Raw genomic sequence first — 17408 nt, 5'->3', positions numbered from 1 at the left:
GAAGGGGATCAAGCAGTCAGGGTGGCCGGTCTGGGGGAAAGTGCAGGAAGGGCGGGGGAGAGTAGGGTTGCGCAGCAGCCAAGAGAGGACTACGCCAGACATAAGAGGGTTGGCCAGCTAGCGGCGCTGGCTGACCAGGCCCACAAGATAGCGTTACTCCGCTTGCTCCGTCCAGCACTTTTTCGAGAAGCCACGGGAGAAGACTGCCGGTGCACAGGCAGGGCAAAGCAGAGGAGAAGTCAGGGCAGAGTGAGAGACCTCCGGGACGGCCTGGGTGGCTCATTTCCCCGCATCCTAGTCGACTGGCCTTTCTTTCCTAAAAGGCTGATGTTTTGACTCTGGAGAAGTTACAACAAGAGGTATAGGGGAAATGCCAGGGCAGAAGGTGCTCGTTGTAGACGACAGCTGGACAGAACTCACGATGATTGCTACTCCGCTGCGCAACAGCGGCTTTGAGGTGGTAACCGCGGTCGACGGTGACGAAGCTGTGGAGAAGGTCTTTAAGGAGCGTCCACAGTGCATCGTCCTGGATGTGGTCCTGCCTAAGCAGAGTGGATTCCAGTTGTGCCGCAAGCTCAAGTCGTCCGAGCTGAGTCGGCACATCCCAATCATCTTGCTCACCAGCAAGAATACACCCCTTGATCGCTCCTGGGGCCTGCGGCAAGGTGCTGATCTCTACATGACCAAGCCGTTTAATGAGGAAGAATTAGTGGCCAATGTGCGCCGGCTCCTGTAGCCCAACCTGTCCTGCCGTGCTCCATAGCCCTGCTTGGACAGACGAGGCGAGGCGAGGCAAGGGGAACAGCCCGATGTGCGACCAGAAGTTGGGAGTAATCCTGTGGCAAGCGATGACCTGAACATGTTGCAACGCGCTCTCCAGGCTCAGCAGCAACGGGGAGCGCATCCTCCGGCATGGGGGGCCTCGGCGTTGCAGCCTGGGCAATTGCGGGCCAATACAGCCGCTGCTCCCGGTGTACCCACCGAGGTACCCGGTGAGCAGTACCTTGCTTTTACTCTGCTCGATCAAGAATTTGCCTTCAAGGCGGAGTATATTCAGAGCGTGGAGCGCCTGCTCGACGTGACCCCGGTCCCGAATGTCGCTCCTTGGGTCCGAGGGGTGATCAATCTCCGCGGCTCCATCGTCTCCGTAGTGGACTTGCGTACTTTCCTGGATAGGGAGCCGCTACCCTATAATCCACGCACTCGCCTGCTATCGGTGCAGTACAACGACATGGTGATTTGTCTGGTGGTGGATAGCGTCAGCGAGATGCTCCCCATTCCTGACAATGTGATCGCCAGTGTGAGCACACGCCAGACCAATATTCCACAGTGGGTTGCTCCCTATGCCGCCGGAACGGCAGTGCTCGGTAAACGTGTCATCATCTTGCTTGATGCCGCACGTTTGCTGTTCTCGGAAAAGATGCAACATTACGAAGCTCTGGATTAGGATAGGACGGACAGTGCAGCCATTGTTCTGTATTTCATATAGAGGAGGTCTGGCGGATGAACCCGGATCGTAATCGAGGCGGGATGACGGTAAGCGGCCTGATGAATTTGGGGCTGGCTGTCTCCGCTATCATTCCTGCCTTCCTGCTCATCCTGGTGGGCATCTATGCCCGGCTGAGTATGCCCACCGCCGATACTTCGGTCCTGATCGTCGTAGTCATTATCTGCGCTATTGTTGCTCTTTTGGCGGTGGTCATCACCAACTACCTGGTCAATAGCCGCATCAAGGATCGCTTCCTGGCCCTGGCTGATGTCTGCCATGACTTCGCGGGGGGTGATCGCCGTGTCCGCGCCCAGGTAGATGGAGATGATGAGTTCGCTCGCCTGGTTGCTTCTGTGAATACGGTCCTCGATCAGCAGAGCGCGCAGGCGAACAATGCTTCTGGCTTGGGCGCTGGGAGTGATGCCGCGGCTCTGCAGGCCCAGATTGAAAAGCTGCTCCAGGAGGTAAGCGCTGTCGGTGATGGCGATCTGCGCGTCCAGGCCGAGGTGACTCCCGATACGCTCGGCGTGCTTGCCGACTCCTTCAACTACATGATTGAGGAGCTGGCCAAGGTCGTCGGTCGCGTGCAGAGCACAGCTATGCAGGTGACAAACGCCACTCGCCGTATCCTGGATCGCGCCGCCGAGCTGGCTCAGGCTTCCGAGATGCAGGTACAGCAGATCTCCCAGACTACCGAGGCGGTCGAGGCTCTGGCGATCTTTATTCAGAATGTGGCCCGCAATGCCCAACTCAGCCATGAAGCCGCTCAGGAGGCCTTGCGCAATGCCCAAAGCGGTCAGGAGGCGGTACGCCAGACGATCGAGGGCATGATGCTGATCCGCGAGAACGTTCAGGAGACCGCCAAGAAGATTAAGCGCCTGGGAGAACGCTCGAACGAGATTGGCGAAATTGTACGTATCATTGAGGATATTGCTGATCAGACAAACCTGCTCGCGCTGAACGCCGCTATCCAGTCGGCAATGGCTGGTGAACATGGCCGTGGTTTCGCTGTCGTGGCCGACGAGATTCGCCTCCTGGCTGAGCGCTCGACCGAGTCGACTAAGCGTATCGCTACCCTGGTCAAGAGCATTCAGGGTGATACCTATGAGGCTGTGGTGGCGATGGAGGATAGTACGCAGGAGGTGGTCAAGGGGTCCCAGTTGGCTGATGAGGCTGGCCGCGCTCTCAACTCGATCTATAGCGCTGTGGAGCGTCAGGCCCAGATGATCGAGAGCATTGCCCGCGCCGCTAATGAGCAGACGAGTGTCTCAGAGGCGGTGGCTGTGGCAATGAGCCAGATCTCAGAGATCACGCGCCAGACGAATGCTGGTACGCAGGAGGCTGCTGCCAGTGTGAGTTACCTGGCTGAGTTGGCAGATCAGCTCCGCGCTTCGGTCTCGACTTTCCGCCTGCCCGATCACGTGTTGGAGTCCATCAACAGTAGTATGGCTGCAGGCCCCGGAACAATGCCCGGTCTGCCTTCCGGAGGAGATCAGTTCTATGCATCCTCGGGCGGCGATGGCTGGATGCAGCCACAGCAGCAAAGCTACGGTGGCAATTTCCCGCCTCTGCCTGAACCGGAGAGCGCTGGCCTGGTGGCAATGTCTTCTCCTGTGGCCCAAAGCCAGCATCAGGGCCAGATGCAGGCTCAGTTCGGTTTCCCATCGTCACAGCAGGAGTTTGCTGCCGCTCCCGGTTTTTCCGATATGGGCTCCTTCGGGAATAGTGGTCAGCAGGATTTCGGGGCTGCTTTTGGCACAAGTCCTGCTTCTCCCTTTAATGAGTTCGGCTCCTCTGCTTTCTCTAACTCGCAGCCTTTTGAGGCTCAGCGAGCCTTCGGAGCCTTTGATTCCTTTGCGAGCCAGCAGGCACAGTCGCCTTTCTCTCAGCAGCCTTTCGGCAATCCACCCGCGTCAGGAGCGGGCTTTGGTAGCGCGGGCCAGGGTACTCCCTCCTATGGTGGCAGCTCTCAGTTCGGCGCGGCAGCTCAACAGGCCTTTGGTGCAGTGCCTCAGTCCAGTCAGGGGCAGGGACCACAGCCACGCCAGCCCTGGACGCCACCGCCAGGAGCCGCTCCTCAGCAGTCGCCGCACCAGCAGCCGGGTCAGTCGCCATTCCCGAAATCAGAGCAGACGCCTTTCCCGCGCGGGAATAACGGACAGTTCGGCCAGTAGCCATTACCCGGATAGGCAAGGACAAGAGGGAGGGGCGCCCAGGGCTTCGACCAGGGGGCGAGGTCGGGCCAGCGCCCCCGCCGCGTTTCTGCGTTTCGCGCCTCGGCATCCCGCGAAACCGAGTTCGATCGACTAGAATAAGTGGGTGCGTGCAGCATGTCAAATACATTTGATAAACTGTCAGTGCTCGATTCGTTTATCGAAGAGGTGAAGAGCTACCTGCCAGAGATCGAGGCAAACCTTGACCGCCTGGCCCATTCTCCCGGCGACATGGATGCTCTCGAAGAGACCTATCGCCGCACGCATACGATCGGCGGGTCGGCCTCGATGATGGATTTCCCCGGCTTGGCCCATGTGGCTCATGGCATGGAGGATATTCTGGGGGATGTGCTCGATGGCCTGGCTACCCTCGATGAACCTACCCTGGCCCTCTTGCGTCGCTCTCTGCGGCGCCTGCATGTGCTGATCGATGGAATCCGCGATAATTCCGTCAACCAGGATGCCATTATTGCCGAGGACGATGCCGACTATAGCCGCTATCGCGCTCTCCAGGAGGCCGCGGGGAAAGTCGTCCCTGGTTCGGCAGAGAGCGCCTCTGCCCCCACTCTGCCGGCTACAGAGCCATCAAGCTCTCAGTCTCTGTCGGCCTCCTCAGAGCACTACAAGCAGTATGAGCAGAATGCGGCTCATTACCAGGATCAGTGGACAGATCAGCCAGGCTACCAGAGTCAGCCTCAGCAGGCTTATCAGGATTATCAGCAGGATTCTCCGCACTACCACGCTCCCACACAGTCGTCTCAGCGCTATGATTTCCTGGAGGGTGGCCTGGGCCTAGGTGAAGCCTATTCGTATCAGCAACGGTCAGCGCCTGCTTCCTCTCCTCAGTCGACGCCGGCGCCGGAATCGCCCTATCCGGCTCCTCAGGAGGGGCCTTTACCTTCCTTCGATGAGATGCTGGCAGCTTTTCGTACTCCTAGTGTGCCAGCGGAAGAGGAACCGCTCTGGCCGGAGGACCCTGTGCCGCTTGCTCAGCAGTCTCCCGAGGTGTCAGCTGCTTCTCCCTCGCCTCCTACGCCGCCTACGCCGAGCGCTCTGGATATGCTGGCGGCCAGTTTCCGTGGCGAGAGTTCTTCTCCTGCTGCAGGCTCGGCGCCTGCTCCTCAGCAGGAGCCGTCGCACTCGCCGCGTACTCCTTCGCCATTGGAAGAGCTGGTTCATCGCTTTACGGCGACCCATCCTGAAGCTCAAGGGAGAGCGCCAGCTAGCGAGACCAGTCCCAGTGCTGTCCCTGACTGGGCGCAGCCACAACAGCCACAACCTTCCGCCTACTATCCGCAGCAGCCGCAGCAGTCCACACTGCTGTCGCCGGCTGGGGCATCGTCCCTATCGCAGGCGCCGGGTCCAACGGCAGGTCGCTCTGACGATGCGCTTGTTTTACCTGCTTCGGCTTCGCGTCTCTATCATGATCTACAGCAGGAAGCGCTCTCGCTTGAAGAGCAGGCCAATACACTGCATACTCTGCTAGCTCAGCTTCAGCAGGCCGTCGGTGTTATTGAAGACCAGCGCAGTGAGTTCCGCGGTTTCCTTGATGGCTCGAAAGATGCTTTGGAGCGCATGGAGGACTGGGCTGGTCAGGCGATGGGTTTGAACCTGCGTAAAAGCCCCGAGAAGGTGCGTCGCTATCTGCCCCTCTCTGTGATGTGGGTAGTCAATACGAAGCTCAAGAAGGTGCTGGAGCTGCTCTCCCGCATCACAAACGATGTTCAGGCCACTGATGAGCAGATTCAGACCACACTGCAGCAACTCCGGGGCACAATTGAGGCCTGTGGCGATCTATTGGAGCGTCTCCCACAGGCTCTTACCAACCAAGAGGCCGGCTGGACGCCCTGGCAGGTGCAGGTTTCGCGTGACGCCAGCGGCGTGCGCGAACGGGTGACCTTTGAGCGTCAGGGAGATCTGGCTGCCTTACGGGCTGAGCTGGAGGCAAAGATCCGCGAGGAGCTGCGCCGTGAGTATGAGCAACGTCCTCTCTCCCTGGCTGCTCGTATGGAATTGGAGCGCCAGATCCGTGAAGAGGTGCGCCAGGAGTTTGAGCGTCAGCGCCAGCTTCAGCGCGAGATTGTTGGTCCTGATGGACAGGAGAGTTATGAAGAGTTAGTCAAGCGACTGCGCAATGAGATTGAAATTGAAGTACGCCGTGAGTTTCTTGCTCAACTGACAGGGAGTGCCGATCTGGAGGCGGTCACAAACCTGCAGCAAACGGGCAGTGGACCGCTTCCCGCTTTGGAGATCCCGCGGGCGCAGGTCAGTCCTCCGCCTGTGGTAGCTCCGCCGCCCCCCGTTTCGCCGGCGTCTGCACCTCCTTCGGCTTCCGCGACAGGTGGCTCAGCAGTCAGCGAAGGCACGGACTTCGGTGAGGAGGCTGCTGAGATCTTTCGGCTGGAGGCAGAGGAACACCTGCAAACGATCAGTATGAATGTGGCCGCGCTGGAAAAGTCGCCCGAGGATCGCGATATTCTTCAGAGCATCCGGCGCGCTACCCATACTCTCAAAGGGGCCGCGGGTATGATGGGCTTTCGCCTCATTGCAGACCTCTGTCACGTCTCTGAGGATCTGCTTGATAGCATCATGGAGGGGCAGGTCGCCATCACCCCGGCTGTCATTGGCATCATCCTTGATACCGCGGAAACTCTCGATCGCCTCATTAATAACCGCGGTGAGGATCGCGCTACCCTGGAGGCAGCGGTGGCGGCCATGCGGGCACGCTACGCTGAGCTGCTTGGCGAACAGCAGCTCTCGCCTCCCCCTGCTGAAGAAGAGTTAGAAAGCCTCCTCGATAGCGGGGAGGGCGCCGATAGCTCGACACTCTCCAGCACTGTCGCTGAGGCTGCTCCCGCCGCCGGTGAGCTGCTTATGCAGCGCTCGCCTGCTGCCGAGTTGAGTGTGCGCGTGCGCTTGCAGAAGCTGGATGAGCTGGTGAACCTCTTCGGTGAATTATTGGTCAACCGCAGCGCTCTTGAGGAGCACATCCAGCGTTTGATGCGCCTCGTGGCTGATGTGAGCATGAGTAGTGAGCGTCTGCGCGATGTGGGCCAGAAGCTAGAGAGCCGTTTTGAAGCGGCAACCCTGCCTAGCGGGCGCGTGGTCCAGGTTCTACCGGGTACTGGCAATGGCTCCTCACGCCTGCCTGCTCTACAGACTGCCCGCTCTGGCTCCGCCAGTGGAGAGCCTGCGCACCTGGCTGAGTTCGATGAACTAGAGCTAGATCGCTATACAGAGTTCCATCAGCTGACACGCGGTCTCAGTGAGGGTGTCTCTGATATGATTACCCTCAGTAGCGAGATGGAGGCGGTTATCCGTGAATGCGAAAGCATTTTCGCCCGCGAGAGTCGCCTGAGCACTACTTTCCAGGACCGCCTGATGAAGACGCGTCTAGTCCCGCTCTCGTCAATGATCCCCCGCCTCTATCGCGCGGTTCGTTCGGTTGCTCTGAAGCAGCACAAGGAAATCAACTTTGTGACCGAGGGTGAGGATACCGAAGTAGACCGCACCGTCTACGAAGAAATCGCCGGCCCGCTGCTGCACTTGATGCGCAATGCCGTTAACCATGCCATCGAAGAGCCAGAGGTACGGATACGCAAAGGCAAGCCACCTGCTGGACTCGTCAAGCTCTCGGCTTCTTATGAAGGCAATCAGGTAGTAATCACGGTTCGCGATGATGGCACTGGCATCGATCCGGAGAAGGTGCGCCAGGCGGCTATTGCGCGTGGGCTGATCCGGCCTGATCAGGTGCTCTCCCCCAGCGATGTCATCGATCTCATCTTCCGTCCCGGTTTCTCGACCGCTGAGGTAGTCAGCGAGGAAAGCGGGCGTGGTGTGGGACTCGATGTTGTGCGCGATAGTATCTCTCGCCTACGTGCCACGCTGGAAGTGGATTCTACGCCAGGTCAGGGAACAGCCTTCACCATGAAATTCCCGACCAGCCTGGCAATCCAGAGCGTGATGATGGTGCGCGTCGGTGACCAGCAGTATGCTATTCCGACGACACTGGTCGAAGCTATCGGGCGACTTGACACCTTTAAGCGCACAACGCATGCTGGCCGCCCGGCCGTCGTGGTACAGAACGATGTCTATCCGCTCAGCCAGCTTGCTTTCTACCTCAAGCTGCCTGCCGGCGAGATCGAGGAACGCTCGCCGCTCTTGCTGGTCAACACAGGGCGCCATCGTGTAGCGCTGGTGGTTGATGAGGTCAAGACGCGCATGGATGTCGTCATGAAGAACCTGGGTCCTCATCTGCGCCATGTGCATGGCATTGCTGGCGGTACAGTGCTCGGTAACGGGCGCGTCATTCTGATCCTGGAGCTAAACGAGCTATTATCGGTGCAGCGTCGCGGCTCAGGTGCCATTGCCGCCACACTCTCCCAGCCCCAGGAGAGTCGAGTGATGGCGCCGGCCTCACCGGCTCAAGTGCCGACAACTGTGGCGACGACGCCGACCACAGTTACCGTCAATACTAGCAGCTTGCCCGCGGTACGTCCACCGATCTCGCCGCTCCCATCGCCGCGGGCCGAGCGTGGCAGGCATGTTTTGGTAGTGGACGACAGCCCGAGTGTGCGCCGCGTAGTCAGCAACATGCTCAAGCAACACGGCTGGGAGGTTCAGACCGCGCGCGATGGTGTCGAGGCTTTAGAGATGATCTCCAGCCAGCCGCCGGCTGCCGTCTTGCTCGATATCGAGATGCCGCGCATGGATGGCTATGAGCTGATGGCAACCGTTCGCTCTCAAGAGCAATATCGTACCTTGCCGTTGGTGGTGCTGACCTCGCGTGCAGCCTCAAAGCATAAACAGCGTGCAATGCAGCTTGGCGCCAGCGCCTATATCGTTAAACCCTATCAGGATGAGGAGCTGATCTCAACGCTGAATCGCCTTGTCTATGGTGCCAGTGCCTAAGCCAAGGTCCAGCAGACACGCGGACCGGCGGGCCAGGACCTGGCCCCAAACGCCGCGAAGATCGCGGTTAGCTTGCTTGATCAGCCTGATCTGCCAGGGTGGTCAGCCGCACCCTCTTGACCACAATGCTGGAGTCACTCTTCGCGATTACACAAAGAGCCTGGAGTGTGACCAGCTCCTGAGCTTCAGGGTGCGAAGAGATGTCAAGGGACAATGGGCGTAGAACGTGCTGTGACGCGCTGGTATGTGCAGCGCCAGCGTCTACTTGCTGAGATTGAGAGCCTTGAGCGCGCACTGGCTGAGCAGCAGCCGAGGGAAGGGCAGTCGAAAAAGATAGGCCAGGAGCCAGATCAGCAGAAGCAGCTCATGGCTCGTTTGGAGGAGGCGCGCGAGCGTCTGCAGCGTCTGGGGCCTTGTCCTAAGCCAATGATGGGCTAACACCTCAGTGCGCTAGCAGGCGCCTGTGCGCCTCCTCTAGTGCCAGTTTTGCGACTGTACTGTGTGAGTGCCCAAGACCAGGCCTGCAATCTTGCCCTCTGCTGTCTGGACTCTTGTTCCTATCTCCGGCCTGTAGGGTGGATGGGCCAAAGGCCTTGCTCAAAAGACGAGGCAGGCGGCCAGCATTGCAAGCGAGGTGAGAGGGAAGAAGGCCGGGCAGAGAGAGGTGGCCGCTCAGGAAGCAGTCTCGGCTACGGCCTCGGCAATGAGGCGTCCCATCTCCCTGGTGCCAACAATGGTTTTCCCCTCCTCCCATAAATCCTCGGTGCGATAGCCAGCTTCAATCACCTGCTCTACAGCCTGTTCAACAGCTTGGGCCTCTCTTTCAAGGCTCAAGGAGTGGCGCAGCAACATAGCCAGCGACAGAATCGAGGCGATCGGGTTGGCCTTGTCCTGGCCAGCGATATCGGGAGCTGAGCCATGAATCGGCTCGTAAAGGCCAAAGGTACCGTGCGCTGTGCGCCGTGTCCCCAGGCTTGCCGAAGGCAGCATACCCATTGATCCAGCCAGCATAGAAGCCTCGTCGGTGAGAATATCGCCAAACATATTCTCGGTGACGATCACATCGAAGCTGGCGGGACGGCGGATTAAATGCATAGCACAGGCATCGACGAGCAGATGCTCGAAAGCAACATCGGGGTAATCGGCGGCGACACGCTCAGCAACGCGGCGCCAAAGGCGGGAAGAGCTGAGCACATTCGCCTTATCAACCGAAGTTACCTTCTTTTTGGGGCGCCCTTTGGCCAATTCGAAGGCGGTCCGTACAATGCGCTCAATCTCCCCTTCGCTATAGAGCAGGGTATCAATAGCCTCCAGGCCGTGGGAGGTCTGGCGGATCTCGCTGGGCTTGCCGAAATAGATGCCACCGGTGAGTTCGCGTACAACCAGCAAATCAGTGCCCTCAAGGATCGAAGGCTTGAGCGTAGAGGCATTCAGCAGCGCCTTCAATGGGCGCACCGGACGCAAATTCGCGAACAGCTCCAGTTCCTTGCGCAGGCGGAAAAGCGCATGCTCAGGCTGGACCTGAGAATCGGGGCCTTCGTAGCGTGAGACCCCTCCGACGGCGCCAAACAGAATGGCATCGCTTTCATGACAAAGGGCCATTGTCGCGTCAGAAATGGCGTTGCCTTCAGCCTCGATGGCCGCCGCGCCGACAAGAGCCTTTGTCGTCTGGAAAGTGTGGCCAAAGCGGGCACCGACCCGTTCCAGCACATGCAGAGCCTGGGCGGTTACCTCGGGGCCGATGCCATCGCCCGGCAGAACAGCGATCTTATAGGTACCCAATGCTGAAATCCTCCCTGTACAGTCTTAGGCCTCGCCCTCCCACTGGCTGGAGGTAGGCTGAGGTATGATGCGGTTCGCTATCCGCTGGACGGACAGAGCCATGATAGCTGATTAACGAGAGCAAAGCAAGGCGGGACCAGGTAAGGTTAGGAGAGGCCGAGCTGTGCGAGCCGCTCCCCTCAGCGCCGGCTATACGTAAGCGCATGAGAGAGAAGAGGAGAAAGACACGGCGGTCGAACAGCGACGGCGAGCGGCATCCCGCGAGGGTGCCCTTTTCTGGCGCCAATGGATGAAACGTGCTATAATAAACTGCGGACCACAAGGCCAGGAGAAGCATCGCCCCTCCGAGCGAGGAACCCCTGTTCCAGTTCCGAGAGAGCAAGTCACCTCATCCTTTGGCGAGGGGCAATCAGTAGAGGAGCAATCATCCTATGAGCAATACAACGAGCCAGCAAGCGGGGGAGAAAGCCGCAGTACCAGGGACGCGGCGCAAGCCCGTTCCCATCGCTATGGCGACTGGCCCCCACGAATATACGCCTGGTGACCAGGAGCTACCGGTGGCGATTACCAGCCTGGCCGATATGCTCCAATGGGCCCAAAACTGGGCGCGCTCACGCTCGGTGTGGCCGCTGGGCTACGGTCTGGCCTGCTGCGCGATTGAGATGATGGCAAGCGCCCAGTCGCACTACGATTTAGCCCGTTTTGGCTCGGAAGTCTTCCGTTCCAGCCCACGCCAGGCCGACCTGATGATTGTCGCGGGTACGGTCTCAGTTAAGATGGCACCGCGCCTGCGACTACTTTGGGAGCAAATGCCCGAGCCGAAGTGGGTTATCAGTATGGGGCAGTGCGCCAACTCGGGCGGTGAGTTCTACGATAGTTACTACACCGTCCAGGGTGTCGATACCATCGTGCCGGTTGATGTCTACGTGCCCGGCTGTCCGCCGCGGCCAGAGGCGCTAATCGAAGGACTGCTCAAGCTACGTGAGAAGATTCTCAAGCAGGGCCTGAAGGTGCGCGGTGTGAAGGAAGGCGAGGTGTAGCACATGCGAGGCATCCTGCAGGGAATGGGGCTAACCTTCAGCCACCTCTTCCGGCCCAAGGTGACGCGGCTTTACCCCTATGAGAAACCGAAACTGCCGCCGCGTAGCCGTGGGCTGATCCAGTTAATTGCTGAAGAGGGGCTTAAGACGGAGCTGAATCTCAAGTGTGAGGCCTGTCTACTATGTGAGAAGGCCTGTCCGCCGCGCGCCATCACGATCGAGTACGAGCCGCTGCACCGTTGGAAGGAGCGACCCTGGTTCCGCTCCTATATTCGTGAGGGCGCTGAGAAGTTCACTTCGCGCAAGATCCCAGAGGCGACCGGCATCTCGAAGGCCGGTTTCTATACGCCGCGTATCTCCGAGTACGCGACAGAGTATCCTAATCGCCCGGTCGCGCCCTGTGTGGCGATGCCGGTCAAAGATCACCTGGAGCCGGAAATTGATCTGAGCAAGGTGGATGAGTTGCTGGAGCAATGGCCGTATGAGGCGGCGGCTCTGCCGGCCCTGCTGGATGCCGTAATGGACCATTACGGCTATTTGCCGTTGCAGGCCGCCAAGCGCATCGTCCAGGCGCGCGGCGTCGATCTCAGTGATATCTTTGGGATTGCAACGCTCAGTCCGAAGTTCAAGCCAGCGCCTGCGGTCAAAGGAATCAGGCGCGATGATCAGCCCGAGCGCGGGCTGGCACCCGATAAGCGTGGAGTGTGGGGAAATATTCATCATGTGAGGCAGCCAGATGCCTGAGTTCGATTCGGCCTATCGCGTTCTGAGACGGCGTGGCGAGCCTGATTTGCGCTCGCTTCAGAGCTACCGGCAGCAAGGGGGCTATAGTGCGCTCGAGCGTGCCCTGCATGAGCAAACGCCTGAGCAGGTGATCCAGTTGGTGAGCGATGCTCGCTTGCGTGGGCGCGGTGGAGCTGGACGCCTGACAGGCGAGAAATGGCGTATTGTGCGCCGTCAGCAGGAAACCCCCAAATATGTCATTTGCAATGCCTACGATGCCGATCCCCGCTCGTGGGCGGCGCGCTCCTTGCTGGAGCGCAATCCTCACCAGGTGATCGAAGGAATCTTACTGGCCGCCTATGCCGTTGGGGCAACAGAGGCCTATTTGATGACGCGCAGCCTCTTCCGCGAGGGGATCGAGGCGCTGCAGCAGGCGCTAAATGAAGCGCTGGAGGCCGGCCTGGTCGGTCGCTCGATCCTGGGTACAACCTTCCACTGCACGATCAATGTGTTTGGCTTTGACATCGGCTTCATCGGCGGCGAAGAGACCGTTCAAATTGCGGTCATCAAAGGTCGGCGTGGTATGCCTGAGCAGCGTCCGCCCTATCCAGCGATCTATGGCTTATGGGATAAGCCAACGGCCATCAATTCGCTGGAGACGCTGGCTAATGTTCCCTTGATTGTGCGTGAGGGCCCCGAGGTGTTCCGGCGTCTGGGAAGCGAGGCAACCCCTGGGACCAAAGTGCTCACGGTCTATGACGCTGTGCCCGACGCCGAACCCCGTGTGATTGAGGTGCCGTTTGGGGCTACTCTGCGCGAGATCCTGCGCCACGCTGGTATTCGCCGGCCAGACAGTGAGCTGCGCGCCGTCGTGGTCGGTGGGGCTGAGGGTGGTGCTCTGCCAGTCAGCTTGCTTGATCTTCCCTTTGATTTTGATCCCCTGGAGGAGGCCGGCGCCATCGTTGGCTCCGGCGTCATTGAGCTGTTGCCGGCCCAGACGTGCATGGTTGCCTGGGCTATGGAGCGCACACGTTATCTGAGCAACGAGTCGTGTGGCAAATGTGTGCCTTGTCGCATCGGGGTCAAGCGCATGACAGGTGTGCTTGAGGGCATTGTCAGCGACCTGGGCGTGCGCTCGGATCTCGATCTCTTGGACGAGCTGGCTGGCTATGTTCCCGATGGCTCGCTCTGCGGCTTCGGTATTCATGCCCCTAATGCGTATAAGACGGCTCGCCGCTATTGGCCAGAACATTTCCAGATGCATATTGAAGAGCAGCAGTGTCCAACGGGGACCTGTCTGCCAGTGCGCTCCCATCGCTTCGTCACTAAGCATGTGTTGCCGTAGGGAGTAAGCACCGTTGCCAGCTCGAACCGGACGGCTTAATGATCGTTCAAACGCTCGGTTAAACAGGCAGTCAAACAGTCGGTGTCTGGGACGCAAGGCGGCGTTCTGCCTCTGTTCTGCGCGCTGATGCAGCGTGCCAGACACGTTGTGAGACCGCTCACTCGAAAAGAGGCATATTCGTCATGGCGCTATCAGTTAGAGATCGCTTCACGCCGCTTGCTCAGGATGGGCATGATGGAATGGTGCGCAATGAGGTGGGCCAGCCCAGCTTTACGCTGACCATCGATGGCAAGGTGGTACGCGCCTACGAGAATCAGACGATCCTGAGCGTGGCGGAGGAGAATGGTATCGAGATCCCTAACCTCTGTAACGATGAGAAGCTGGAGCCGACTTCGGCCTGCCGCATGTGCCTGGTGCACATCGAGGGCTATGATCGGCCCCTGCCTTCGTGTAATACACCAGCCCAGCCTGGGATGGTGGTGCGGACCCAGTCCGATGAGCTGTTTCGTATCCGGCGCACCAATCTGGAGATGATGCTCTCGGACCATAATGCCTACTGCCAGCCTCCCTGTCAGGTCGATTGTCCGACCCACATCGATATCCCGGGATACCTGGAGCTGATCGCTAAAGGATCGATGAAAGAGGCGGCGCGCCTGGTGAAAGAGGTCTTGCCTTTCCCCTACATTCTGGGCCTGACCTGCCCGGCTCCCTGCCAGAAAGCCTGCCGGCGCGCTCTGGTCGATGAAGAGATTGCAATCTGCCGCATGCATGGTCATGCTGCAGAGACCTGTTTGCTCGATCCGCCGGTTCCCTTTGTCAAGGACCCACCAACGGGTAAGAAGGTGGCGATCGTAGGTGCTGGCCCCGCCGGCTTGACCTGTGCTTACTATCTGGCTCTCAAGGGGCACTACTGTAAGATCTTTGATATGCAGCCGCAGCCCGGGGGGATGCTGCGCTACGGTATCCCGGAGTATCGCCTGCAGAAGGATATGATGGATCGCGAGCTGAACCATGTGTGGGAGCTGGGGGTTGATCTGCAGTGCAATGTCAAGCTGGGCCGCGACTTCACTATCGATGATCTCTTTGCTCAGGGCTTTGATGCTGTCTTCCTGGCTATCGGAGCCTGGACGAGCAATCCCCTGGGAACGCCGGGTGAAGATGCTGAAGGCGTAGTCAACGCTATCGCCTTCCTCGGCGAAAAGGTGGAAGGCAAGCCGGTGCCCGTCAAGGAGGGGGCTGAGGTGATCGTCCTCGGCGGTGGCTTCACAACCTTCGACTGTACTCGCACCTCGCTGCGCCTGGGCGCTAAGGTGCATACGGCTTATCGTCGCTCAATCAAAGAGATGACGGCCACCATGGAGGAGATCGAAGACGCTGAGGCCGAGGGTACTGAGTTGCTCTTCTATGAGCAGGCGACGCGTGTCATTACTGATGAACATAATCGCGTCAAGGGCCTGGAGTTCATTAAGAACCGCCTGGGCGAACCCGATGCCAGTGGCCGCCGCCGCCCGGTCCCGATCCCCGGCTCCGAGCATGTCATTCCTTGCGACACCATTATTCCGGCCTATGGCCAGAAGCCCGATCGCTCGGTGCTCGATGAGAAATCGGGTGTCAAGTGGACCAAGTGGGGCACGATTCAGACCAATCCTTATAATCTGATGACCGATCGCCCCGGCGTCTTCGCGGGCGGCGATGCTCAGATGGGGGCCCGCACTATTATCGAATGCGTCGCGCAGGGGAAGCTGGCTGCGCGCTCAATCCATGCCTACCTCAATGGTGAGGATATGAATGAGGTGGCACGCCGCCTGGAGCTGGAGGAGCGCAAGCCTGACCTCTTCGATATTGTGCCCTATAAGCCCGTCGAACCCAAGGTCAAGATGCCGATGCTCCCTTACGAGGAGCGTAAGCGCAACTTCCGTATCATCGAGATGGGCTATCTGGAGGAACAGGCCAAGCGCGAGGCGGCCCGCTGTCTGCAGTGCGCCTGCCCGGCTGCCGGTCAGTGCGATCTGCAGCGCTATAGCATTGAGCACGGTCTGGTCGATAACCGCTTCCATGATGGCGAGCCGAGCGATTATCACGATTATGAGGTTGACCTGTCACACAGCTTCATCTTGCGCGATCCGAATAAGTGCATTAACTGTACGCAGTGCGTGCGCGTCTGCCACGATGTGATCGGGCCTGACTGCTACGGCATGTTTGGTAAGGGCTTCGATACCATCGTGTCGACCCCCTTCAATGTCAGCCTGCACGACACTGACTGTGTCTCTTGCGGTGCCTGTGTGCAGGTCTGCCCAACTGGCTCGCTGATGATGGCCGAGCGTAAGCTGACGCGCTATTCCTTCGCGCTCGATCGCTGCATCTTCTGCGGCGACTGTGTAGAGGTCTGTCCGCATGGTGCCCTGGGCGAGACGCCGAACTTTGAGCTGTCCTTCTTCAATCGCTTCGGCCCTGATGTGACCCTGGAGAAAGAGGATCTGGCCCTGGCTCCGAACTACCTGGTGCGCCAGCGCCTGCCACGCGATAAGAAAGAGACACCGATGATGAGTCCGCTGGTGCGCCCGCTGCCTCCGCGCAGTCTCCGTGAGTAGCCAGCGAGTAGCTCTGTGAACAGCCCAGCGAGCAACGTGGTAACTCGCTTAGCGCGACGCGACTCGCTGGGCTTCTCCCTCCCCTCAACCCTGTCGGGCGCTTGTTCAGGCTGGAGCTTCCTCATAGCTGCTGACTTGGCCCAGGTTTAACCACTCACCAGTCTGCACTGGTGAGCGAATTTTTTTTGTGATTTGATCCGCCGCTCTGCTGTTCGTCATATACAGTGAGAGACGCACAGATTATAAATTTTTAAGTGTAGAAAAAGCGCTCTACTTTTTGTACGCTTGCCTGGAGGAGGGGATCATGTTCACAGGAAAGCAGCTCCGGGAGTACCGCCGTCGACGGCACCTGACTCAGAAGCAGCTAGGGAAAGCCGTCTGTATGAGTCGTGATGCAATCGCCAAGATTGAGCTGTATAACCGGGTCATTAGTGACATCCAGACCCTGAAGGCACTCCAGAAGGCGCTGAATATCCCCTACGATGTGATTGGCTTTATTCCTATCGATTGAGGAATGGCAGACGTGGCCCGACTCCCCCGCCCGGGTCACGTCTGCCACGCGGCTTCAGCGTATTTGCCTCTGCTATCTACTTATGCCCTCCTCCCAAGACGATCACGCTGATCCATACTGATCCATCTGGCCTGAGAAATAGAGCTTCTTCAAGAAGGCAGTAAAATCCCGCATCTCCTGGCGGTACTCCTCCAGCTTCTGACGCTGAAGCTCTTGCGGGGCGTCCAGATAGAGATCGATGGCTCCCTGGTTCTGCAGGCGCGTGTATAGGCCCGTTGTCAGGATCAGACGGCGATCGAAAGGAACCACCCTGCCATCATAGAACTGGCTCAGGTAGTGGACGAGCCTGGTACGCAGGCGAACTTGCTTGAGACGTAGCTGCCGTTGCGCCTCGCGCAGACGGCGGGCAAGCTCATAGACCTGATTTTCGGCCTCGGTAAGGAGCGTCTCCTCGCAACGCTGCTGCTCGCGCAGGGCCGTGAGACGCTGATGCGCTAGGCGCACTTCAAGGACCAGATCTTCTTCTTCCTGAACCAGCGCTTGAAATGCCGAATCCCGGGGGCCGATGTCAACCCAGGGCAGCAGCAAGCCGCGTCTCTCGTCGAGATGACCGCCACAGGACATGACCGTCGGAAAACCTGCAGCGTTGAGCGTCACCACCGTCTCGAAGATTTCCTCATCAATGCGTTTCCCCAGACGATCGGTAACTTCTGAAAAATAAGCGACCAGTGCTTCCCATTGTTCTAACATCGTTTACCTCCTTGAGATGAGAATATTGTAACATTAATTTCATCATGATGCAC

12 protein-coding genes are annotated in these 17408 nt (G+C 59.0%); 10 read left to right on the top strand and 2 right to left on the bottom strand.

Annotation, left to right across the window (positions count from 1 at the left end; genetic code table 11):
* Positions 1–370: 370 nt before the first annotated feature.
* From IRZ24_RS06420 to IRZ24_RS06400, 5 genes are all read left to right on the top strand, one after another.
* On the top strand, positions 371–736 hold the full coding sequence (locus IRZ24_RS06420) for a response regulator (protein WP_052888275.1): 366 nt from the start codon (positions 371–373) through the stop codon (positions 734–736).
* A gap of 75 nt (positions 737–811) precedes the next feature.
* Positions 812–1447: a chemotaxis protein CheW gene (locus IRZ24_RS06415; RefSeq protein WP_297161338.1), complete on the top strand. Its 636-nt coding sequence runs from the start codon at positions 812–814 to the stop codon at positions 1445–1447.
* Positions 1448–1503: 56 nt separating this feature from the next.
* Positions 1504–3663 (top strand): methyl-accepting chemotaxis protein, encoded by a 2160-nt coding sequence (locus IRZ24_RS06410; RefSeq protein ID WP_297161335.1) that lies wholly within the window; start codon positions 1504–1506, stop codon positions 3661–3663.
* Between the two features lie 156 nt (positions 3664–3819).
* Positions 3820–8613, top strand: a complete 4794-nt coding sequence (locus IRZ24_RS06405) for a response regulator (protein ID WP_297161331.1) — start codon at positions 3820–3822, stop codon at positions 8611–8613.
* 213 nt (positions 8614–8826) lie between these two features.
* Entirely contained in the window at positions 8827–9051 is a 225-nt protein-coding gene (locus tag IRZ24_RS06400) for a hypothetical protein (protein ID WP_297161328.1), read from the top strand.
* Between the two features lie 234 nt (positions 9052–9285).
* Here IRZ24_RS06400 and leuB read toward each other — a convergent pair whose 3' ends face one another.
* Positions 9286–10395 (bottom strand): 3-isopropylmalate dehydrogenase, encoded by a 1110-nt coding sequence (leuB, locus tag IRZ24_RS06395; RefSeq protein ID WP_297161325.1) that lies wholly within the window; start codon positions 10393–10395, stop codon positions 9286–9288.
* Positions 10396–10976: 581 nt separating this feature from the next.
* Here leuB and IRZ24_RS06390 point away from each other — a divergent pair.
* From IRZ24_RS06390 to IRZ24_RS06370, 5 genes are all read left to right on the top strand, one after another.
* Complete coding sequence (locus IRZ24_RS06390) at positions 10977–11435, top strand: NADH-quinone oxidoreductase subunit B (RefSeq protein WP_297161341.1); 459 nt, start codon at positions 10977–10979, stop codon at positions 11433–11435.
* Between the two features lie 3 nt (positions 11436–11438).
* Positions 11439–12179 (top strand): hypothetical protein, encoded by a 741-nt coding sequence (locus tag IRZ24_RS06385; protein ID WP_297161323.1) that lies wholly within the window; start codon positions 11439–11441, stop codon positions 12177–12179.
* The gene (locus IRZ24_RS06380; RefSeq protein ID WP_297161321.1) at positions 12172–13503 is read left to right on the top strand and encodes an NADH-ubiquinone oxidoreductase-F iron-sulfur binding region domain-containing protein; all 1332 of its coding nucleotides are present in this window, start codon (positions 12172–12174) and stop codon (positions 13501–13503) included. The genes IRZ24_RS06385 and IRZ24_RS06380 overlap by 8 nt, the downstream gene beginning before the upstream one ends.
* Before the next feature lie 182 nt (positions 13504–13685).
* The gene (locus tag IRZ24_RS06375; protein ID WP_297161319.1) at positions 13686–16094 is read left to right on the top strand and encodes an FAD-dependent oxidoreductase; all 2409 of its coding nucleotides are present in this window, start codon (positions 13686–13688) and stop codon (positions 16092–16094) included.
* A 304-nt stretch (positions 16095–16398) separates the two neighbouring features.
* On the top strand, positions 16399–16605 hold the full coding sequence (locus IRZ24_RS06370) for a helix-turn-helix transcriptional regulator (protein ID WP_112428228.1): 207 nt from the start codon (positions 16399–16401) through the stop codon (positions 16603–16605).
* A gap of 102 nt (positions 16606–16707) precedes the next feature.
* Here the strand turns inward: IRZ24_RS06370 and IRZ24_RS06365 are convergent, their stop codons facing one another.
* Entirely contained in the window at positions 16708–17355 is a 648-nt protein-coding gene (locus IRZ24_RS06365; protein WP_297161316.1) for a hypothetical protein, read from the bottom strand.
* Positions 17356–17408 lie beyond the last annotated feature (53 nt).

This window comes from Thermogemmatispora sp. (assembly GCF_019683755.1).
Taxonomy (GTDB): Bacteria; Chloroflexota; Ktedonobacteria; order Ktedonobacterales; family Ktedonobacteraceae; genus Thermogemmatispora.
This window is presented reverse-complemented; position numbering and strand designations above follow the sequence as displayed.